Raw genomic sequence first — 21,897 nt, forward strand, 5'->3', positions numbered from 1 at the left:
CCCCGGGAACCTGCCGGTTCCTGGGAGCGACGGCCGGGCAGCCGTTCGCGTTCCCTAGAAGAGGGTGTCCGACTCCCACGTGCGCCCGGCGCCGGCCCCGGTCACGACCGGCGTCGGCCGCGTCGCGGGCGCCGCGCTCTCCCGGGGCCCACCGGTCAGGCCAGCGCCCTGCAGCTCGGCGTCGGGGATCATCCCGCCGTCGGGCACCAGCATCTCGCCGACGCCGCCACGTCCCGCGGCCCACTCCTCGGCGGCGAACCCGGCGAGCTGGTCGACCCGCTCGTTGTAGGGGTTGCCCACGTGACCGCGCACCCAGTGGAACCGGACGGGCCCGGTGCGCTCCGTGACGGCGCGGTCGATGCCCTGCACCAGGTCGAGGTTCGGCACGGGCTCGCCGGCGGGGGAGCGCCAGCCGTTGCGCTTCCACCCCTCCGACCACTCGGACACGGACCGGACGGCGTACTGCGAGCCGGACTCCACGAGCAGCGGCTCGCTGCCGGGGTGCGCGTCGACAGCGCGGAGCAGAGCTGAGAGTGCCGCGACCTGATCGTTGCCCTGGGCCGCGCCGCCCGAGTCGAACTGCCCGCCCGCGTGGTTGATCCACGCCCATCCGATCGCGCCGCCCGGCGCGGCCGACCCGTGCGTGCTGACGATGATCACGGCGTCCATTGTGCATCCTTCTGCCCGAGAATCCGGACGCCGGGCCGGACCTGGCGCCCGATCGTGAGTTCGGGGCGGCGAAACCGAGCCCAAGGCGCTACGAAACCCATGACCGGCGATCCATGGGCATGATGGCTGCGTGCCACACGTACCGTCCGACCCCGACCGTCGCTCGTCCGGCAGCACACCCACGCCCGCGCAGCGCGCGCAGGAGCTGCACCCGTCCCGCCCGCGGACCCGCGCCGACATCCGGCGCTGGCGCCGCCTGCTGGCCGACGAACGGGCCGAGGCGGCCGTCTACCGCGACCTGGCGGGCCGGCGCACGGGCGAGGAGCGCGAGATCCTGCTCGCCCTGGCGCGCGCGGAGAAGCGGCACGAGTCGCACTGGCTGGAGCTCCTGGGGTCCGACGTCGGCGCGCCGGTGCGCGGCGACCTGCGGACCCGCGCCCTCGGGTTCCTCGCCCGCCGCTTCGGCGGCGTGTTCGTGCTGGCGCTCGCCCAGCGGGCCGAGGCCCGCTCCTCCTACGCGCACGACGCCGACGCCACCGTGACCATGGCGGCCGACGAGCAGATCCACGAGGAGGTGGTGCGCGCGCTGGCCACGCGCGGGCGCAACCGGCTGTCGGGCACGTTCCGCGCCGCGGTCTTCGGCGCCAACGACGGGCTGGTGTCCAACCTCGCGCTCGTGCTCGGCATCGGCGCCTCCGGCGTCGCGACGAGCACCGTGCTGCTCACCGGCCTCGCCGGCCTCCTGGCGGGTGCGCTCTCGATGGGTGCGGGGGAGTTCGTGTCCGTGCGCTCGCAGCGCGAGCTGCTCGAGGCGTCGTCGCCGTCCCCCTCGGCCGACGACGCCCTGCCGCACCTCGACGTCGACGCGAACGAGCTGGCGCTGGTGTACCGGGCGCGTGGCATGGGCGCCGAGGAGGCGACGGCCCGCGCCGACGCCGTGCTCGCCCGGCTCGCGGTCGGGCCGGCGGCGCGCGGCCTGCTCCTGGCCGACCCGGGTTCGGCGGCCGGCGTGGCCGGGGCCGCTCCGAAGGCCGGGGCCGAGCCCGCCGCCGAGGTGGACGACCTGGAGACGCACGGCACCGCCTGGGGCGCCGCCGTGTCGTCGTTCCTCTTCTTCGCGTCGGGCGCGGTCGTCCCGGTGCTGCCCTACCTGCTCGGGCTGGACGGGCTCGCGGCGGTGATCGTCGCGACGGCGCTCGTCGGGATCGCGCTGCTGGTGACGGGCGCCGTCGTCGGGCTGCTGTCCGGGACCTCGCCGCTCACCCGGGCGCTGCGGCAGATCGCGATCGGCCTGGGCGCGGCGGCCGCGACCTACCTGCTCGGCCTCGTGTTCGGGGCCACCGTCGGGTGATTCCGGAGAGTTCACCCGGCCGGTCCGGACGGCTCGCCGATAGCGCTGGATGCCCCGAAATGACTGAGATATAGCGCCTCTTCCGACATACTCGTGTTCCCAAGCACAATATTCTCGATCCGCAAACCGCAGCCATGTTGTTGCCGAACCTCGGAACGCCCCGCAGATTAAATGTGTATGCATGTCTGCTGAGCGGCCCGTAGCGGGCCGGAGAGCTGGAGACCGATGTCGAAGTACGCGCTGACGAGCACGGGGGACCACCTCCGCCGCTTCGTCGTGCGTGCCGTCGGGACCCTCACGCTCGGTGCCGCGAGCCTCGCGCTCGGCGTCTGCCTCGCAGCGCCCTCGAACGCCGCTGACCGGCCTTCTCTCGGCTCGGTGCTCGGCGACACGGTGGAGGCGACGGTCCAGACCGTCGTGCGGACCACCGGCGCGCTCGGATCGGTCACGAGGACCGACCAGGCCGGCACGGACGGCATCGGATCGGCGACGAAGCCGACCGCGCCGGGGTCCGCGACCCCCGCGCCCGCGCCGGAGCCGTCGGCTCCCGCGCCCGCCCCGGCGGCCCAGGCCGCCGCGGAACAGCCCGAGCCGGCCTCTGGTGCCGGCACCGGGAAGACGGCGGACGCCGCGGCTGCGAAGCCCGCCTCCGCCCGCCCCGCGCCGTCGTCGGCCGGGAAGGTGACGGAGCCCGTCACGAAGGTCGTCGACGAGGTCGCGACCGCGACCGGCGGCCTGCTCGACCCGGTGACCGAGCCGGTCCGGACCGGGGTGACCGAGCCTCTGGGCGAGGCCGTCACGGAGATCACGAAGAAGCCGGTGGCGCAGGTCGCCGACGTCGTCGAGCAGGTCGCGGACCCGGTCCTGAAGCCCGTCACGGAGCAGGTCGGAGCGGCCGTCAAGCCGGTCACCGAGCCGCTCGGCGACGTGCTCGCCCCGGTGACGGGCGTGGTCGGCCAGGTCGTCACGCCGCTCGCGCCCGTGCTGGGCGCGGTGACCGCGCCGCTGGCCCCGGTGACCGACGGCCTGCTGACCCCCGTGGTCGGCATCGTCTCGCCGGTGACCGACGTGGTCGGCGGCGTGACCGCCCCGGTCCTGGGCGCGCTCAAGCCGGTGACCGCTCCGGTCACCGACGCGCTGTCGCCCGTGCTGACGCCGGTCGGCGAGGTGCTCGCCCCCGTGGGTGAGGTGCTCGCCCCGGTGGTCGAGCCGCTGAGCCCGGTCGTGGAGCCGCTCGCCCCGGTCACGGGCGTCGTGCCCGCCGGGCCGTCTACGCCGGGCGAGCCGGTGACCGTGGTCCCGACCCAGCGGGTCGAGGACCTCTCAGAGCCGACGTACCCGGGGGAGCTGCAGGCCTCCGGTGACGCCGCGGGTGTCGTGGTCTGGACCTCGGCCGGGGTCCGGCACGCGATGCTCGACCTGGTGCAGGCTCCCGCCGTCGAGGCGGCCGTCGACACCGCGCAGACGCTGGGCGCCGTGGGCGTCGTCGAGGCCGGCGCACCCGGCCTGCTCGGCGGCGGCCTCCCGCTCACCGCGGGCGGCCTCGTCCCCGCGGTGGCCGCGTCGGGCGCCGGCGGCGTCCTGGGCGGCGGCGCACCGCAGCTCAAGGTGCCCGGTGGCGAGCTCCTCGCGATGCTCTCCGCCCTGCTGGTCTTCCGAGCCCGCGCCTGGACCGTGTCGGCCGACGAGTCGCGCGCGAAGCTCGCGAGCAGCTACACCGACATCCCCGTCTCTCCTGCCTGACCTGGGTGGTCCGCGCACTCGTGCGCGGTACCACCCGACGGCGAACGTGCCGTCGGCTCCACGCCAGGCAAGGAGAGATCCATGGACAAGAACTTCCGACGTGCGCTGTACACGGCACTCGTGGCAGGCGGCCTCGTGGTCGTCGGTGCCACGGCGGCCTATGCCGCCGCCGACGCCCCGCGCGACGCGGTCGCCCAGGGAGCCCCTGAGGGTGCTGCCTCGACCGGTGACGCGTCCGTCGCGGCTGACGTCGCGGTGGCAGACGACGTCGCTGCGGACGGTGCTGCGGCTGTCGTCGAAGGCGGTAACACCGACGACGTAACCGCCGACGGCGCCGCTGCCGCCGAGGCCGGCGTCGACGACGAGGGGATCGCCGGTGCGCTCGTGCGCGGCGACGTCTCCGGCGTCGTCGACGGGACGCTCGGCGCGGACGGTCTGGTCCACGGGATCCTGGATGGTCTCCTGCCCTCCGGCACGGAGGAGCCGGGCGCCGAGCCCGGGACCGACGAGCCGGGTACCGAAGAGCCCGGTGCCGAGCAGCCCGGGACCGACGAGCCGGGTACCGAACCCGGCACTGACGGGCCTGACTCCGGTGAGCCGGGTCAGCCCGGGACCGACGAGCCCGGCACCGAACCCGGTACCGACGGTCCGGGCATCCTCGATCCGATCCTCGACCCCGACCCCGACCTCGACCCCGACGCCGGCGAGCCCGGCGTCGACCCCGGGACCGACGGGCCGGGTTCCGACAACCCTGGGTCCCACGACCCCGGGTCCGAGAACCCCGGACACGACACCCCCGGGTCCCACGGGCCCGCGACCGGCGCCTCGGGCGCCGAACCCCGCCCCGGGCGGGGCGGGCTCGCGACGCCGCGGCCCGAGCGCGGAACACATCTTCCTGAGGGCCTCGCCCCCGGGAGCACGTACCCCGGCGAGCGGCCTGGCGCCGCGGCCGGTGTGCTCGGCGCGGTCGGCGTTGTCGCCGGGTCCGCGGCCGAGGCCGTCACCCCCGGCGCGGACGATGCGCCGGACGCCGGACCGGAGTCCGGCCCGGTGGCTGACGACGACATCCCGGACGGTGGCGTCGACATCAGCTGGGGTGACAAGGCGGTCGTCGTGCCGACGGCCAACGACGGGACGATCCTGTCGGGCGGTCTGAGCGAAGGCCTCCTCGACGGCACACCCACCGGGCTCGACGGGCAGGTGACGCCGGTGTCCGCACCGGGCGAGACCCTCGCCCAGACGGGCCCCATGATCACGGGGCAGCTCGCGCTGGTCTCGCTCCTCCTGGGGCTGGGACTCGTGGCGCTCCGCAGCCGTCGCCGTCGGATCGTGGTCTGACCACGGTTCGAAGGGCGACAACGGCCCGGGCGCGGTTCTGGTGACGAGCTTGTCAAGGGGCTCGTGACGAGGACCGACCAGTCCGGGTCGGGAGGTTCGTAGGGTCGGGACGCCGCTGGGGGGCGTCCCGGCCCGCGGACCGGGAGTTCGGGGTCGGGGCGCCGCTGGGGGGCGCCCCGGCTCACGGACCGCACTGGACAGAGCGGGAGCTCAGGGCATCGGGGGGTGACCTGGGCGCCCGCTCTGTCATGTCCGGGCACCTGTCATGTCCGGGCGCGACCGGTGCGGTGAACGTCATATGGGACGACGCCGCCCGGCTGCGTTGCCCGGGCATACGATCGGAGCACCATGCGCAACCTGCTCGCCGACACCACCCCGCTGAAGGTGTCGGCGGACTACCGGCGTCTCTGGTTCGGCCTGTCGATCTCGAACATCGGCACGCAGGTGACCATCGTCGCGGTGGGCCTGCAGGTCTACGCCCTGACCGGGTCCACGCTCGCCGTCGGCGTCCTGGGCCTGTTCTCGCTGGTCCCGCTGGTCGCGCTCGGCCTGTACGGCGGCGCGCTGGTGGACCACTACGACCGGCGCAAGGTCTCGCTCATCTCCTCGGCGGTGCTGTGGCTGGTCGTGGCCGCCATCGCCGCGCAGGCCTGGCTCGACGTCGAGTCCGTGGAGCTGCTGTACGGCCTGGTCGCGGTGCAGAGCGCGGCGTTCGCGATCAACAACCCCGCCCGTTCGGCGATCATCCCGCGGCTGCTGCCCAAGGAGCTGATGCCCGCGGCCAACGCGCTGTCGTCGCTCTCGATGAACGTCGCGCTGACCGGCGGGCCGCTGGTCGGCGCGCTGCTCGTGGCCCAGCTCGGCTACGCCTGGGCGTACACGCTGGACATGGTGCTGTTCCTGGCCGCCCTGTGGGCCGTGTTCCGGCTGCCGCCCGTGCTGCCCGAGGGCGTCGACGGCGGAGCCGGGAACGGCCGCAGCCGTGTGGGCGGCGCCGTCGGGCTGCGGTCCGTGCTGGACGGCCTGCGCTACCTCGCTACCCAGCCCAACGTGCGCACCACGTTCCTCGTCGACATCTGTGCCATGGTCCTGTCGTTCCCGCGGGTGCTGTGGCCGGCCGCCGGCGTCATCTACCTCGGCGGCGGCGAGACGACGACGGGTGTGCTCGCGGCGGCCTTCGCCGTCGGCGGCATCGTTGCGAGCGTGTTCTCCGGCGGGCTCACGCGGATGCGCAGGCAGGGGCAGATCATCGTCTGGGCGATCACGGCGTGGGGCCTGTCGATCGCCGCGTTCGGCCTGGTGCTGGTGCTGGTGGGCCGCGGCTCGCCGGACGGCGCGATCATGTGGGCCGTCGTGGCGGCCGGCATCGCGCTGGCGTTCGCGGGCGGCTCGGACAGCATCTCGTCCGTGTTCCGGCAGAGCATCCTGCAGACCGCGACCCCGGACCACATGCGCGGGCGGCTGCAGGGCGTGTTCATCGTGGTGGTGGCCGGCGGCCCGCGCCTCGGGGAGATGGTGCTCGGCGCCGAGGCGACCTGGTTCGGCGAGGGCTGGGCGGCCGTGGCCGGCGGGCTCACCTGCGTGGTGCTGCTCTGGGTGATCGTCCGGCTGACGCCGCGGTTCTGGCGCTACGACGCGCGGCACCCGGAGCCCTGACCCGGGCGCTCCTGCGCTCCCGCATCACTCCTGACGTGTCAGACCCCCAGGTCCCTCGGGGGACCTGGGGGGTCTGACAGCTCGTGCGGGGTGGGTCAGTTCTTGTCGGCGACGTCCCCGCCCGCGGTGCCCGCACCGTTGCCGTGCGTGGGACCGGCCAGACCCGAGATCAGCGAGTTGATGTCCACGCCGGTGAGCTGCTTGATCACGCCCTGGCCCTCGCCGAGCACCGAGGCCACGTTCTTGGTGATCGCGGAGGCCCCGTCGGTCGAGACCACGGTCATGCCCTGGATCGAGGCGATCGGCTCGGCCGCGGCGCGCACGATCTCGGGCAGGCGCTCGATGAGCTCCTGCACCAGTGCGGCCTCGCCGTACTTGCGCAGCGCCTCCGCCTTGGCGTCGGTGGCCTTGGCCTCGGCGAGGCCCTCGGCCTCGACGGCGGCGGCCCGGGCGCGGCCCTCGGCCTCGATACCGGCGGCGAGGGCCACCTGCTTGTCGCGCTCGGCCTCGCCCGCGCGGCGGACGGCCTCGGCGGACGCCTCGGCGTCCTGCAGCGCGGCCGTCTTGTTCGCCTGGGCGATCGTGGTGCGCTTGAACGCCTCGGCCTCGGTGGCCGCGTTGTTGGCGTCACGACGCGCGTTGGCGCTCTGGACCTCGGCGTACGCCGTGGCCTCCGCGGGCTTGCGGACCTCGATGTCGAGGCGCTCCTGCTCCACGCGCGCCTTCTCGGCCATGGCCTCGCGCTCCTGCTGGGCCACGAGCCGGTCCTGCTCCGCGCGGGCGAGCTGGCCGGCGGCCTCCGCCTCGGCGTTCGCCTTGTCGGTCTCCGCCTTGATGGCGGCCTTCTTCAGGTCCAGCGCCTTCTGTCGCTCGGCGATCTGCTCGGCGGCCTCGATCACGGCGAACTCGGACGCGCGGTTCGCCTCGGCCTCGGACACCTCGGCGAGCTGGCGGGCGTTGGCGGCCTCGGCGCGGCCGAGGTTCGCGAGGTAGTCCGAACCAGGCGTCGAGATGTCGGAGATGTTGAGCAGGTCGACCTGGAGGCCCTGCTCCGAGAGGTCCGTCTTGGTGGACTGCACCACGCGGTCGGACAGGCCCTTGCGGTCCGAGATGATCTGCTCGATCGTCATGTCGCCGACGATCGACCGCAGCGAGCCCTCCAGGGACTCCTTGATGATCTCCGTCAGCAGGTGCTGCTGGGACAGGAAGCGCTGCGCGGCACGCCGCACGCCCTCCTCGTCGCCCCGCACCTTGAAGTTGATCGAGGCCTTGATCGCGATCTTGATGCGGTTCTTGTCGACGCCCTCGACGGTGATGCCGATCTGCCGCTGCTCCAGCGAGATCGCGAAGCCCTGCTGCAGCACCGGCCAGACGAACGCACGCCCGCCGACGACGACGCGCTGGCTCGCGGTCTGGGCCTCCGACTTGCCCGCGCCACGGCCCACGACGATCAGCGCCTCGTTCGGCGGCACGCGCCGGATCCGGCTCGCGACGAACGCGAGGACGAGGAAGATCGCTAGGGCGCCCGCCACGACGGCGATGACGCCGACCAGCTGACCGTTCAGTTCCATGTCGGCTCCTGGGGTGTGTTGGAGCAGACCGGGCCGACGAGCGGTCCCGGCCTGAGGTGGTCTCGGGGGAGTGGGGGCTGGGGGCGCGGGCGCCTCAGTGCAGCACCGGCTCGACCTTCACGCGCGCCCCGTGCTGCTCCACGACGACGATCCGCGTGCCCTGGCCGATCGGCTCGTCGGCGAACGCGAGCCGGGTCTCCAGCTCGCTGGCGGCGTCGAGCGACACCTCGCCGTGCCCGCGGTCGACGTCGGACGTCACGGATCCTTGCGTGCCCACCAGCGAGGCGGGCACACCGTCCTCGCCGGCCTTGAGGCGCTTGATCAGCACGTTCACGAGCACGACGACCAGGACGGCGACGACGATCCCGGCCGGGTAGGCGACCCACGGCTCGAGCCCCGAGGACAGCACGAGCATCCCGGTCGCACCGAACAGGAGCCCGCCGGCACCGAGCGAGGTGCCCGAGATGGCGCCGTCCAGCAGGTCGAGGAAGTCGCCGAGCAGGAGGGAGGCGACGGCGAGCCCGAGCCCGAGGAGTCCGATGACGATGAAGACAAGCATCCCGGGTCCGTTCGTGAAGATGTGAGAAGTCAGAAGTAACGTATCAGGAAGCCCATTTGTCATTTCTGGATTAAACGGGTGAAATTCCACCAGGTGGGGCCCTTCGCGGGCGGTTGCTACGCCGCGGACTGCCGGCGCAGCGTGCGGCTCGCGGCCAGCGTCAGCAGCGCGGCGAACCAGGCCGCGGCGACGGGCACCAGGAACCCGGCGTCCGCCCCGGCGTCGTCCACGCGCAGCCCGGCGACGGACGCGCCCAGCGAGGCGCCGATGCCGATCGACGTGCCGACCCAGGTCAGGGCCTCGGTGAGCTGGTGCCTGCCCACCATGTCCTGCACCAGGCCGTTGCCCGTGATGACGGTGGGCGCGATGGCGAGCCCGGCCACGAACATCGCCGCCGCCAGCGTCCAGAGCGAGTGCGCCAGGAGAAACAGGGAGACGCCGGGGCCGAGGGCCGCCATGCCGATCACGAACCGCCGGACCGCGGGGCTGGTGAAGTTCCGGGCGCCGTAGACCAGCCCGGCGACCATCGAGCCCAGCGCGAACACCGCCAGCACGGGGCCGGAGGCGCCCTTGCTGCCGAGCTCCTCGGCGAACGCGACCGTGACGACCTCCATGGAACCGAAGATCACGCCCATGGCCACGAAGACGAGCACCAGCACCGGCATGCCCGGGGTGAGGATCACGGGGCGGTGCCGCACCTCGGTGTCCGGCGCGACGACCGGCGGCTCGGTGGCGCGCTGCACCACGAACAGCAGCCCGCCCACCAGCGCGGCGATCCCGGCGACGACCAGGGCGGACGGCGCGGCCACCGCGGTCGCGAGCGTCGTGGCGAGCACCGGCCCGACGATGAAGACCAGCTCGTCGATCGACGACTCCAGCGAGTACGCGGTGTGCAGCCGGCGCGGGTCGTCGAGCGCGTGGTTCCAGCGCGCCCGCACCATCGAGCCGTACGAGCCCTGGCTCGCGCCCGCGACCGCGGCGAGCGGCCAGAGCACCCACTCGGGGGCACCCAGCACGGCGGCCGTGACGAGGCCGCCCAGCCCGGTGACGGACACGAGCAGCGCCGGCAGCAGCACCGTCCGCTGACCGCGCCGGTCCACCCAGCGCGCGATCTGCGGCGCGACGAACGCCTGGGCCAGGCCCAGCACGGCCGCGACCCGGCCGGCCATGGCGTAGCTGTCGTACAGGCCCTGCACCATGAGCACGGCGCCGATCCCGACCATGGACATCGGGAGGCGGGCCAGCGCGCCCGCCGCCGAGAACCGGAGCGCGCCGGGGGTGCGGAGCACTGCCGCGTAGGGGTTGGAGCGGGGTGAAGCGGCGGTCTCGGGCACGGGTCGAGTCTCGCACCCGCCACTGACACGAACCCTGCTGATATCCGGTGACCCGGCTCACGTGCGAGCTAGCCGGGCGGGGCTGGCAACCGGCGGGCGGGTGCCGCACGATGGGCCCCATGACTGACGAACCCCAGGTGACAGTGGTCGACAATCCCGACGAGTCCCGGTTCGAGGTGCGCGTCGACGGCACCCTCGCCGGTTTCGCGGTCTACGACACGGATCCGGGCACGGTGTACTTCGTACACACCGAAGTGTTCGACGAGTACGCGGGTCAGGGACTGGCGGGTCAGCTCGCCAAGGCGGCGCTCGGCATGGTGCGGGAAGCCGGCGACAAGATCGTTCCGCTGTGCCCGTACATCCGCGCCTACGTGCAGAAACACTCGCCGGAGTACGACGACCTGCTGCTGCAGCCGGTCTCGGAGGCGTGAAAGTAAGTTTCACGATCTGCTCCACACTGCAAACTTCACATCCGGCGCGACATGTGCGAGAGTTTCCCCACGGCGTCGCCCGGTGGCATTGTTTGTCACCTCAATCTGCCGATCGACGCCGGCCAACTTCGCACCGAGTACAACCACATCACTGAGCACCACGGCACCAACCCCCAGCAGCCAGCACCGGAGGTCAAGCACGTGAGGCACCCCGCCCGCCACGAGGCGACAGAACTGCCCGCCTATGCGCGCACCACGTCGCTCAGGACGGCACACCGGGCGGGGGTGATGTCGGGGATCGGCCGCCGTGAGTTCCTCACGATGGCGACGGCCGGCACCGCGGCCGCGGCGATCAGCGTGACCATCGCGGCCCTCGACCCGGCGACGGCGCTCGGCGCGACGGCGATGACCGGCAACGCGACGCCGGAGCCGTCGTCGGCCACGGGGCTCAAGCGCGAGCTGCGCGCCATGTGGATCGCCAGCGTGGCCAACATCGACTGGCCGTCCACCAGCGGCCTCGACGCGGACACCCAGAAGGCGGAGTTCCTGCACTGGCTCGACGTGGCGCAGGAGCACCGGCTGAACGCCGTGTTCGTGCAGGTCCGGCCCACGGCCGACGCGTTCTACGACAGCCCGTACGAGCCGTGGTCCAAGTACCTGACGGGCACGCAGGGCCAGGACCCGGGCTACGACCCGCTCGCGTTCATGGTCGAGGAGGCGCACAAGCGCAACATCGAGCTGCACGCCTGGTTCAACCCGTACCGCGTCTCGATCGACACCGACCTGTCGCAGCTCGTCCCCGAGCACCCCGCCCGGCAGCACGCCGACTGGGTCTGGGAGTACCACGGCCGGCTCTACTTCGACCCGGGTGTCCCCGCGGCGCAGGAGCACATCAAGCAGTCGATCCTGCACGCGGTGGAGAACTACGACGTCGACGGCGTGCACTTCGACGACTACTTCTACCCGTACCCGGTGGACGGCCACGTGCTGCCCGACGTCGGCACGTACGAGCTGTACGGCGCGGGCTTCGACACGATCGAGGACTGGCGGCGGCACAACGTCGACAGCTTCGTCGAGTCGATGAGCGTGCGGATCAAGGAGACCAAGCCCTGGGTGAAGTTCGGGATCAGCCCGTTCGGCATCTGGCGTAACGCCGACAACGACCCGCTGGGGTCCGAGACCGGCGGGCAGCAGTCGTACGACGACCTGTACGCCGACACCCGCAGGTGGGTGCTCGAGGGCTGGCTCGACTACGTCAACCCGCAGGTCTACTGGCAGATCGGGCTGACGATCGCCGACTACGCGAAGCTCGTGCCGTGGTGGGCCGAGGTCGCCGCGCAGTCCGGCACCCAGCTCTACATCGGCGAGGCCCTGTACAAGGTGACCAGCGGGGTCTTCACCGACCCGGAGGAGCTCACCAACCACCTCGACCTCTGCCGGGAGGTCAGCCGCGACGTCGGGCCGATCCACGGCAACGCCTACTACTCGGCGGTGCACGTGCCCGCCGACCCGCAGGGCGCGATGAGCAAGGTGGTCGCCGACCACTACCAGTACCCGGCCCTCGTGCCGCCGATGCCGCACCTGCCGGCCGACCCCGTGGTCACGCCGGTGCTCGCCAAGGCGCGCCGGGTGCGCGACGGCGTCCGGCTCCACCTCACCGACATCGGCAACAAGGACGCGCGGGCGACGTCGTTCGCCGTCTACCGCACGGACGGCGCCGTCGACGCGGTGGACACGAACGATCCCGCCAACCTCATGGGCACGTTCCGCGCCGGGTCGGGCCGCGTGCAGTCGTGGCTCGACACCACCGTGGGGCCCGGCAAGACGTACACCTACGCCGTCACCGCGCTGGACCGGGTCTGGAACGAGACCGACCCGAGCCAGCCGCGGGTCACCGAGTAGGCGTCAGCGCTCGACGGGCAGGCCTGCGCCCGCCCAGGCGACGATGCCGCCGTCGAGGTTGGTCGCCTCGAAGCCGACCGCCTCGTTGAGCCACTGCGTGGCCCGCGCCGAGCGGCCGCCCGAGTGGCAGATGACCAGGACCTGCGTGTCGGCGTCGAGCTCTCCGTACCGCGCGGGCAGGTCGCCCAGCGGGATGTGGACGGCGCCCGGCGCGTGGCCGGCGTCCCACTCGTCCTGCTCGCGCACGTCCAGCAGCACGGAGCCGGCGGGCACGGGGGCGGACGGGTCGAGCTCGCTGGGGTGGAGCGAGGGGACCTCGGGCTGCATCGGCGGGAACATGCCGCCAGCCTACGACGGCGACGCGCGGGTGCCCGACCCGGGCGCGGGCGGCGACGGACCCGCCCGTTACCTGGCAGTATCGGAGGCATGGATGCGCGTGCCGGAACCCCCGCCCAGCCCAGCGACCTGATCGACGTCGACCGGGTGGTCGGGGCCTACTACGACCTCACCCCGGACCCCGGAGACCCTGGCCAGAAGGTCGTCTTCGGCACTTCTGGCCACCGGGGATCGAGCCTCGATCATGCCTTCAACGAGGCGCACATCGTCGCGATCACCGCCGCGATCGTCGAGTACCGGCGCGGGCAGGGCACCGACGGCCCGCTCTTCATCGGCCGGGACACGCACGCGCTGTCCCAGCCGGCCTGGCAGACGGCGCTCGAGGTGCTCGCCGCCGCCGGCGTCGACGTCATGGTCGACGCGCGCGACTCCTGGACGCCCACGCCCGCCGTCAGCCAGTCGATCCTGCTGCACAACCAGACGCGGTTCGCCGCGGGCACGCCCGGCGTCGGCGCCCCCGGCTCCGGCCTCGCGGACGGCATCGTGGTGACGCCGTCGCACAACCCGCCCCGCGACGGCGGCTTCAAGTACAACCCGCCGCACGGCGGGCCTGCCGACTCCGACGCGACCGGCTGGATCGCGGACCGGGCCAACGAGATCCTGCGCACCGGCATCGGCCAGGTGGAGCGGGTGCAGCTCGACCAGGCGCTCGCCGCCGAGACCACGCACCGCCACGACTTCCTGTCCACCTACGTGGACGACCTCGCGAACGTGCTCGACCTGGAGGCCATCCGCACGTCCGGGGTGCGCATCGGGGCCGACCCGCTGGGCGGCGCGTCCGTCGAGTACTGGGGCGCGATCGCCGAGCGGTACGACCTCGACCTCACCGTCGTCAACCCGCAGGTCGACCCCCGCTGGGCGTTCATGACGCTCGACTGGGACGGCAAGATCCGCATGGACTGCAGCTCGCCGTACGCGATGGCGTCCCTGGTGCAGCGCATGACCGGCGGCGACGGCCCGGCGCCCTTCGACGTCGCGACCGGCAACGACGCGGACTCCGACCGGCACGGCATCGTGACGGCCGACGGCCTCATGAACCCCAACCACTTCCTCGCCGTGGCGATCGAGTACCTCTACGGCGGGGCGCGCCCGGGCTGGCCCGCCGACGCCGCGATCGGCAAGACGCTCGTGTCGTCCGCGCTGATCGACCGGGTGGCGGGCGGCCTGAACCGCCGCCTCGTGGAGGTGCCGGTCGGCTTCAAGTGGTTCGTCCCCGGTCTGCTCTCCGGCGAGGTCGGCTTCGGCGGCGAGGAGTCGGCGGGCGCGTCGTTCCTGCGCAAGGACGGGCGCGTCTGGTCCACCGACAAGGACGGCCTGCTGCTCGCCCTGCTCGCCTCGGAGATCCTGGCGACCACGGGCCGGTCGCCGTCCGAGCACCACGCCGACCTGGTCGAGCGCTACGGCCAGAGCTGGTACGCCCGCGTCGACGCCGCCGCGTCGCGCGAGGAGAAGGCCCGGCTCGGCGCGCTGTCGCCGTCCGACGTCTCGTCCACCACGCTCGCGGGGCAGGACATCACGGCCAAGCTCACCGAGGCGCCCGGCAACGGCGCGAAGGTCGGCGGCCTCAAGGTCACGACGGCGGACGCGTGGTTCGCCGCGCGGCCCAGCGGCACCGAGGACGTGTACAAGATCTACGCGGAGTCGTTCGTGTCCGCGGAGCACCTCACCGAGGTGCAGGACGCCGCGAAGGCGCTGGTCGGCGAGGCGCTGGCCTGACCTCCTGACGTGTCAGACGTACAGGTCGCCCCGGTGACCTGTACGTCTGACAGGTCCCCGATGGGGCTTAAACGATTCGTGTGGTTCCCCGGCCGGCGGCGTGTTCCTAGCGTCACGCGGGCACGTCCCGGCCGGTCCGGCCGGGGCGGACCCGACGAACGGAGAGCGCCATGTCTCGCCTACGACGCCGCACCCGCACGGTGGCTCTGGCCGCAGCACTCGCACTCGTGACCACCGGGACACTGGCGGCGCAGAGCGCCACGGCCGGGGTGACCAGCCTGGGGGTGACCAGCTTGGGAGTGACGAGCCTGGGGGTGACGAGCCTGGAGGCGGCGCCGGCCGCGCAGGATCTCTACGTGGATCCGACCACGCAGGCGTATGCCGCCTGGGAGGCCGCGAGCGGGACCGACAAGGACCTGCTGGCGAAGATCGCCCTGACGCCGCAGGCCTACTGGGTCGGCAACTGGGCGGACGCCGACCACTCCCGGGCCGAGGTCGCGGACTACACGGGCCGCGCCGCCGCTGCCGGATCGACCGGGGTCCTGACCGTCTACGCCATCCCGGGCCGCGACTGCGGCAACCACTCCGGCGGCGGGGTGCCCGAGAGCGAGTACGCGCGGTGGGTGGGCACGGTGGCGAGCGGCATCGAGGGCAACCCGGTGGTGGTCCTCGAACCGGACGCCCTGGCCCAGTTGGGCGACTGCGACGGTCAGGGTGACCGGGTCGGGTACCTGCGGTACGCGGCGGCGGCGCTGGCCGACGCCGGCGCACGGGTCTACGTCGACGCCGGCCACTCGGGCTGGCTGAGCCCGGCGGAGGCCGCGCGGCGGCTGCAGCTGATCGGCTTCTCGGACGCCGTCGGGTTCGCGCTCAACACGTCGAACTACCAGACCACGGCGGCCACCCAGGCCTATGCGGAGCAGGTGTCGTCCCAGGTGGGCGGTCGCCCCTACGTGATCGACACGTCGCGCAACGGCAACGGTTCCAACGGCGAGTGGTGCAACCCGCGCGGCCGCGCGCTGGGTGAGCAGCCCCGGTTCGTCGACGACGCGACGTCGCTCGACGCGCTCCTGTGGGTCAAGCTCCCCGGCGAGTCGGACGGTGCGTGCAACGGCGGCCCGGCAGCCGGCGCGTGGTGGCAGGAGATCGCGCTGGAGCTGGCGGCCAACGCGAGCTGGTAGCTCAGCGGCTCAGTCGGCGGCCGTGACCAGGAGGTTGACGAGCTGGCTCAGGACGGCGGCGCCGGTCGCGGCGTCGTCGTCCTGCTGCGTGTGGCTCGCCACGGCGGCGGCGCGGGCCGACGACTCGTAGGCGCTGAGCAGCAGGTCGACCGCGGTGCGCTGGTCCACCGTGAACCGCAGGCCGAAGTCCGCGAGGATCCGCGCGATCGCGGCACCGAGCTCGGTGCGCAGCGTCTCTTCCTGCGCGAGGAACGGCCGCCCGACGGCGGGGTCGCGCATGGCCAGCAGCTCCAGCTCGGCACGCATCAGCGTGCCCTGCCGGGCGTCCCCGGCGTCCGGGACCAGCACCGAGAGGATCCTGCCGATGGCGTCGGGGTTCACGGCGCCGCAGTGGACGACGTCCGGCTCCATGTTCTTGGTGACCGACTCCAGCGCGACGAGCTCGCGGCGCATCGCCCGCTCGGAGAGCGCGAGGAACAGCTCCTCCTTGCTGCTGAAGTTCGAGTAGAACGCGCCGCGGGTGAACCCGGCGGCCTCGCACACGGCCTCGATGGACGCGCCGTGGATGCCGTGCTGCGCGAAGACGGTGAAGGCGGCGTCGAGCAGACGCTCGCGCGTCCGTTCACGTCGGGGGGTCAGGGCCGTGGCGAACGCGCGCTCGACGGACGACCCCGAGCCGACGTCACTGGCGGGCTCGGTACTCACAGCAACTCCTCAGGTGGCGGGTGGCCAGTCTATCAATACATTGGTGTATCGGATGCACTCGTGTATCGGATACAGTGGTGCATCGAACGTCCCGTCATCGGTCCCCGCCTCGTCCAGGAGTGTGCGTGTCCTCCGTCCTCTACTCGCTCGGCCGCTGGGCCGTCCGCGCCCGCAGGCTCGTCGTAGCCGCCTGGGTCGTGGCACTCGTCCTCGTGGGCGGTGCGGCCGGCCTGCTGCAACAAGGTCTCGACAACCAGGTGTCCATCCCGGGCACCGAGTCCCAGGAGGCGCTTGACCGCCTGGCAGCAACATTCCCGCAGGTCAGCGGCGCTTCGGCGCAGGTGATCGTGGTCGCGCCCGAGGGCGGGACCATCAACGACGACGCGATGCGCACGGCCATCGAGGACGGCGTCGCGGACCTCGAGGACGTCTCGCAGGTCGAGGTCGTCACCTCGCCCTACGACGACCTGATGCCCGCCTCGGTCTCCGACGACGAGCGCGCCACCCTCCTGACGATCCAGCTCGACGGCGACCAGGGTTCCATCACCGACGAGACCAAGGACGCGCTGGGCGTCGAGACGGACGCGCTGGCGCAGGCCCTTCCGGCCGGCGCCGAGGCGCACCTCGGCGGCCAGCTCTTCTCCTCCAAGTTCCCCGAGATGACGCTGACCGAGGGCATCGGCCTGCTGGTCGCGCTCGTGGTGCTCGTCCTGACCCTCGGCTCCCTCGTGGCCGCGGGGCTCCCGCTGCTGAACGCGCTGCTCGGTGTCGGCGCCTCGATGGGGCTGCTGTTCGCCGCCACCGTGCTCGGCCCGATCAACTCGACCACGCCCATGCTGGCGGTGATGCTGGGCCTGGCGGTCGGCATCGACTACGCCCTGTTCATCGTCTCCCGGCACCGCGAGCAGCTCGGCAAGGGCCTCGGCGTGCACGAGTCGATCGCGCGGGCGACCGCCACTGCGGGCTCCGCCGTCGTGTTCGCGGGCCTCACCGTGATGATCGCCCTGGTCGGCCTCGGGGTGGCGGGCATCCCGTTCCTCACGATCATGGGCGTCGCGGCGGCGGTCACGGTGGGCGTCACCGTGCTGGTCTCGCTCACCCTGCTGCCCGCGCTGCTCGGCTTCGCGGGGGAGCGGCTGCGGCCCAAGCCGTCGCGCAAGGAGCGGCGCGCCATGGCCGCCGCTGCGGCTGCGGCCGAGGCGGACGGCGACCCCGAGGCGACCCGCCCGCGCGCCGCGGCCGTGGCACTCCCCGAGCAGAAGCCCAACCGGTTCTTCACCGGCTGGGTGCGCGCGGTCACCAAGATCCCGGCGCTGACCGTCGTGCTCGTCATCGCCGCGATGGCGGCGCTGAGCTACCCCGCCCTGGACCTCCGCCTCGCCCTGCCGGACGCCGGCGTGATGGCCAAGGAGGATCCGGCGCGCGTCACGTACGACCTGGTCTCCGAGAACTTCGGCGACGGCTTCAACGGCCCGCTCATCGTCACCGGCTCGATCGTGACCAGCACCGACCCCGTGGCGCTCATGGACCAGATCGGCGACGAGATCGCCGACCTGCCGGGCGTCGCCGACGTGCCGCTCGCGACGCCGAACGAGACCGCGGACACCGGCATCATCCAGGTGGTACCCGAGGGCGGCCCGACCTCGGCCGAGACCGAGGCCCTGGTGCGCGAGATCCGCTCGCTGCACGGCCACTTCCTCGACGAGTACGGCGTGGACCTGTCCGTCACCGGCTTCACCGCCGTCGGCATCGACGTGTCGGACAAGCTCGGCAACGCGCTGCTGCCGTTCGCCCTCGTGGTCGTGGGGCTCTCCCTGATCCTGCTCACGATGGTGTTCCGCTCCATCGCGGTGCCGATCAAGGCGACGATCGGCTACCTCTTCTCGGTCGGCGCGGCATTCGGTGTGGTCTCGCTCGTGTTCGAGCACGGCGTCCTCGCCGAGGCGCTGAACGTGACGCGGACCGGGCCGGTGATCAGCTTCATGCCGATCGTGCTCATGGGCATCCTGTTCGGCCTCGCGATGGACTACGAGGTGTTCCTCGTGTCCCGCATGCGCGAGGACTACGTGCACGGCGGCAGCGCCAAGCACGCGATCACCACGGGGTTCCAGGGCTCGGCCAAGGTCGTCACGGCCGCGGCGATCATCATGATCGCGGTCTTCGTGGCGTTCGTGCCGCACGGCGACATGAACCTCAAGCCCATCGCGCTCGGCCTCGCCGTGGGCGTGGCGGTGGACGCGTTCGTGGTGCGCATGGTCTTCGTCCCGGCGGTGCTCGCGCTGCTGGGCGAGAAGGCCTGGTACATGCCCAAGTGGCTCGACAAGGTGCTGCCCTCGTTCGACGTCGAGGGCGAGGGCCTGACCCGCGAGCTGTCGCTGGCCGACTGGCCCGAGCCGGGCGCCACGGACGCGGTCGCGGCCGGGGACATGGAGGTGCACGGCCCGGCCGGCACGATCGTCGGCCCGGTGAACGTCCGGGTGCCTGCCGGTGGCACGCTGCTCGTCCGCGGCGACGCGACCGCTCCGGTCAGCGCCTTCCTCCTGGCCGTCGCCGGCCGGATCAAGGTGACCGGCGGCGTGGCCAAGACCGCCGGCCTCGTGCTGCCCGAGCGGGCCTCGTCCGTGCGGCACCGGGTCGCCGTGGTCGACTCGGCGGCCGAGGGCGGGCACCCCGCCGCGGCGGTCCGCCGGGCGCTGGGTGACAAGCCGAAGGTGCTCGTCGTGGACGCCACGGAGACCGTCGGCGACCTGGCCGCGCGTGCGGAGCTGGCACAGGCCGTCGCCCACGCCCAGGCCGCGGGGGTCGCCGTGCTGCTCGGCTCGACCGGCTTCGCCGCGACCGACCTCGCCCAGGCGGGCACGCCGGAGCTCGACGTGAGCCCCGGCGACAGGGCTCCGGCCGGTGCCCACCTTGACCAGAACACAGACGTGACCGAGCAGGAGGTGCGGGCATGACGACCGCGACGAGGTGGCTCCGGCCCGAGCCCTTCCGGAACCCGTGGCGTGCCGTGGCCGTGGCGCTCCTTCCCCTGATGATCCTGGGCCTGCTCATCTCGGCCCTGTGGAACCCGCAGGACCGGCTCGACACGGTCAAGGCCGCGATCGTGAACCTCGACGAACCGGTCGAGGTCCAGGGCCAGACCGTGCCGCTCGGCCGCCAGCTCGCCGCCGGCCTCGTGAGCGGTGGCGAGACCGCCGACGCCGCGGCCGGTGAGGCGGCGGCGATCCCGGCCTCCGACGCGAGCTACGACTGGGAGATCTCCGACGAGGAGACCGCAGCCGCCGGCCTGGCCGACGGCACCTACGCCGCGGTCATCACCATCCCCGAGGACTTCTCGGCGGCCGCGACCTCGTTCAGCGGCGACGACCCGGACAAGGCGGAGCAGGCGACCATCGACGTCGCCACCGCCCCCGACGGCCGCGTGCTGGACGACGCCCTCGCGCAGGTGGTGGCGCAGACCGCCACCGGCGTGCTCGGCAGCACCCTGACCGAGACCTACGTGGACAACGTGCTCGTGGGCTTCTCCACCCTCTCGGAGGAGCTGGGCAAGGCCGCTGACGGCGCCTCTCAGCTCGCCGACGGTGCGACCGAGGCCGGCAAGGGCGCGGAGCAGCTGGCCGACGGTGCCGGTGAGCTGGCCGACGGCGCGACCGAGGCGGGCAAGGGCGCGCAGCAGCTCGCCGAGGGCGCCCACCAGACGTCGGACGGTGTGTCCGGGGTCGGCGCCGGGGTGTCCAGCCTGGCCGGCGGTGCCGGTCAGTGGGCCTCGGGTGCGGACCAGTGGGCGGCCGGTGCGGACCAGGCCGCGGCGGGTGTGAACCAGCTCGCGGCCGGTGCCGGCCAGTCGGCGGCCGGCGCGTCCGATCTGGCGTCGGGCGCGGACGACCTCGCGACCGGTGCAAAGGGTGTCGCCACCGGGGCAGAGGGCCTCGCGGGCGGCCTCGCGGAGACGGCCCAGAAGACGGAGTCGCTCCCGGTGGGCGCGACCGAGCTCTCCGGTGGCGTGCAGCAGCTGGTCGACGGCATCAAGCAGTCGTGCGAGCTGGGCACTGTCAACCCCGGGTTCCTCGCGATCTGCGCGGACCAGGAGAGCCTCGACCAGCTCGCCGCCGGCATGGCAGGCCTCGCCGGTACTCCCGGTAGCAAGAGCCAGAAGCCGACCGGCCTCTACGAGCTGTCCGCGGGTATCTCCGGCCTGGCCGACGGCGGCGCGGAGCTCGCGTCCGGCGCCGGGCAGCTCTCGGGCGGAGCCTCGGCCCTGGCCGACGGCACGCACCAGCTCGCCGGTGGCCTGGACGAGCTCTCGACCGGCGCCGACCAGGCGGCCGGTGGCGTGAGCCAGCTGTCCGCCGGTGCGCGTGAGCTCTCGACCGGCGCCGGCGGCATCTCGTCCGGCGCCAACCAGCTCGCGACCGGTGCCAACCAGCTCGCCGCGGGCTCCAGCCAGCTCGCCACGGGCGTGGACGGCCTGGCCGGCGGCGTCACCGAGCTCGGTTCGGGCACGAGCCAGCTCGCGACCGGCGTGGGCGGCCTGGCCGACGGCGTCGGCGAGCTGGCCGGCGGTGCGCAGGACCTGTCCGACGGACTGGGCCAGGCGACCGAGGAGATCCCCTCGTACACGGAGCAGGAGCGCAAGTCCCTGGCCTCCGTCGTGGCCGACCCGGTCGCGACCGACGGTGAGGTCACCGACCTCAACACCGGCGCCACCGGCCCGATGTTCGCCGTGCTGGCGCTCTGGCTCGGCGCGCTCGCGCTGATGATCGTGTTCCCGCCGGTGCCGCTGCGCGCCCGCGGCTCGACCCGCGGCGCGCTGCGCCTCACGCTCGGTACGTTCGCGGTCCCGGCCGCGATCGGCCTGGGCACGGGCCTCGCGACCGGCGCGATCCTGGCCGGCATCGAGGGCCTGGACGTCGGCGGGTGGCTCGCCACCATGGGCTTCGGCGCGCTCGTCTCGGTCGCGTTCGTCGCGGTCAACCAGGCGCTCGCGGCGGCGCTCGGGCACGTCGGGCGGGGCATCAGCCTGCTGGTCGCGGTGCTCGTCATCGCCACGGGCGTGGTGTCCACTGCGCCGAGCGTGCTGGAGGGCCTGGCTGGGTTCCTGCCGGTCGGCCCGAGCCTGGCCGGCCTCGTGCGGCTCGTCGAGCCCGGCACGGGCGGTGTCGCGATGGCGACCGCCGCGGTGGTCCTGTGGGCCGTCGCCGGGATCACGATCACGGCGCTGATGGTGGCGCGCGAGCGCACCGTCCGGGCGGCGGACCTCCTCCGCACCGCCTGACGCCTCCGCCGCGCCTGACCCCTCCGCCGAGTGCGGGATGTGCGCCCTTCCAGCCATCTGGAAGGGCGCA

General features: G+C 73.2%; 16 protein-coding genes. 10 read left to right on the forward strand and 6 right to left on the reverse strand.

Translation table 11 applies throughout. The features are described 5' to 3' along the window. Positions 1–54: 54 nt before the first annotated feature. A complete protein-coding gene (locus ACFU5G_RS09660) occupies positions 55–669 on the reverse strand; it encodes a ribonuclease H (protein ID WP_377243076.1) in 615 nt (204 codons plus the stop codon). A gap of 205 nt (positions 670–874) precedes the next feature. Here ACFU5G_RS09660 and ACFU5G_RS09665 point away from each other — a divergent pair, with 205 nt between their 5' ends. The 4 genes from ACFU5G_RS09665 (at position 875) to ACFU5G_RS09680 (ending at position 6,757) form a co-directional block, all read left to right on the forward strand. Beyond that, entirely contained in the window at positions 875–2,020 is a 1,146-nt protein-coding gene (locus tag ACFU5G_RS09665) for a VIT1/CCC1 family protein (RefSeq protein ID WP_377243144.1), read from the forward strand. Between the two features lie 225 nt (positions 2,021–2,245). After that, a complete protein-coding gene (locus tag ACFU5G_RS09670) occupies positions 2,246–3,763 on the forward strand; it encodes a hypothetical protein (RefSeq protein ID WP_377243078.1) in 1,518 nt (505 codons plus the stop codon). Positions 3,764–3,844: 81 nt separating this feature from the next. Further along, positions 3,845–5,101 (forward strand): hypothetical protein, encoded by a 1,257-nt coding sequence (locus ACFU5G_RS09675; RefSeq protein ID WP_377243080.1) that lies wholly within the window; start codon positions 3,845–3,847, stop codon positions 5,099–5,101. Between the two features lie 348 nt (positions 5,102–5,449). After that, positions 5,450–6,757, forward strand: coding sequence for an MFS transporter (locus ACFU5G_RS09680; protein ID WP_377243082.1), 1,308 nt, complete (start codon positions 5,450–5,452; stop codon positions 6,755–6,757). A 95-nt stretch (positions 6,758–6,852) separates the two neighbouring features. Here the strand turns inward: ACFU5G_RS09680 and ACFU5G_RS09685 are convergent, their stop codons facing one another. The 3 genes from ACFU5G_RS09685 to ACFU5G_RS09695 form a co-directional block, all read right to left on the reverse strand. After that, positions 6,853–8,328, reverse strand: a complete 1,476-nt coding sequence (locus ACFU5G_RS09685; protein ID WP_377243084.1) for a flotillin family protein — start codon at positions 8,326–8,328, stop codon at positions 6,853–6,855. Positions 8,329–8,422: 94 nt separating this feature from the next. Next, positions 8,423–8,887 (reverse strand): NfeD family protein, encoded by a 465-nt coding sequence (locus ACFU5G_RS09690; RefSeq protein WP_377243086.1) that lies wholly within the window; start codon positions 8,885–8,887, stop codon positions 8,423–8,425. 116 nt (positions 8,888–9,003) lie between these two features. Next, the gene (locus tag ACFU5G_RS09695; RefSeq protein WP_377243088.1) at positions 9,004–10,221 is read right to left on the reverse strand and encodes an MFS transporter; all 1,218 of its coding nucleotides are present in this window, start codon (positions 10,219–10,221) and stop codon (positions 9,004–9,006) included. 119 nt (positions 10,222–10,340) lie between these two features. Between ACFU5G_RS09695 and ACFU5G_RS09700 the strand changes: the two genes are divergently transcribed. After that, positions 10,341–10,652: a GNAT family N-acetyltransferase gene (locus tag ACFU5G_RS09700; RefSeq protein ID WP_377243090.1), complete on the forward strand. Its 312-nt coding sequence runs from the start codon at positions 10,341–10,343 to the stop codon at positions 10,650–10,652. A gap of 201 nt (positions 10,653–10,853) precedes the next feature. After that, positions 10,854–12,554, forward strand: coding sequence for a family 10 glycosylhydrolase (locus ACFU5G_RS09705; protein WP_377243092.1), 1,701 nt, complete (start codon positions 10,854–10,856; stop codon positions 12,552–12,554). A 3-nt stretch (positions 12,555–12,557) separates the two neighbouring features. Here the strand turns inward: ACFU5G_RS09705 and ACFU5G_RS09710 are convergent, their stop codons facing one another. Continuing rightward, on the reverse strand, positions 12,558–12,893 hold the full coding sequence (locus tag ACFU5G_RS09710; RefSeq protein ID WP_377243094.1) for a rhodanese-like domain-containing protein: 336 nt from the start codon (positions 12,891–12,893) through the stop codon (positions 12,558–12,560). Between the two features lie 87 nt (positions 12,894–12,980). Between ACFU5G_RS09710 and pgm the strand changes: the two genes are divergently transcribed. Together pgm and ACFU5G_RS09720 are read left to right on the forward strand one after the other, a co-directional pair. After that, positions 12,981–14,666, forward strand: a complete 1,686-nt coding sequence (gene pgm / locus ACFU5G_RS09715) for a phosphoglucomutase (alpha-D-glucose-1,6-bisphosphate-dependent) (RefSeq protein WP_377243096.1) — start codon at positions 12,981–12,983, stop codon at positions 14,664–14,666. Positions 14,667–14,836: 170 nt separating this feature from the next. After that, positions 14,837–15,847: a glycoside hydrolase family 6 protein gene (locus ACFU5G_RS09720; protein WP_377243098.1), complete on the forward strand. Its 1,011-nt coding sequence runs from the start codon at positions 14,837–14,839 to the stop codon at positions 15,845–15,847. Between the two features lie 9 nt (positions 15,848–15,856). Here the strand turns inward: ACFU5G_RS09720 and ACFU5G_RS09725 are convergent, their stop codons facing one another. Next, complete coding sequence (locus ACFU5G_RS09725) at positions 15,857–16,552, reverse strand: TetR/AcrR family transcriptional regulator (protein ID WP_377243100.1); 696 nt, start codon at positions 16,550–16,552, stop codon at positions 15,857–15,859. A 125-nt stretch (positions 16,553–16,677) separates the two neighbouring features. On the opposite strand from ACFU5G_RS09725, the gene ACFU5G_RS09730 reads away from it, so the two are divergent. Both ACFU5G_RS09730 and ACFU5G_RS09735 read left to right on the forward strand, forming a co-directional pair. Next, on the forward strand, positions 16,678–19,506 hold the full coding sequence (locus tag ACFU5G_RS09730; RefSeq protein ID WP_377243102.1) for an MMPL family transporter: 2,829 nt from the start codon (positions 16,678–16,680) through the stop codon (positions 19,504–19,506). Further along, positions 19,503–21,827 (forward strand): YhgE/Pip family protein, encoded by a 2,325-nt coding sequence (locus tag ACFU5G_RS09735; protein ID WP_377243104.1) that lies wholly within the window; start codon positions 19,503–19,505, stop codon positions 21,825–21,827. Before ACFU5G_RS09730 ends, ACFU5G_RS09735 begins: the two co-directional genes overlap by 4 nt. Positions 21,828–21,897 lie beyond the last annotated feature (70 nt).

Source organism: Promicromonospora sp. NPDC057488 (assembly GCF_042802395.1).
Classification (GTDB): Bacteria; Actinomycetota; Actinomycetes; order Actinomycetales; family Cellulomonadaceae; genus Promicromonospora.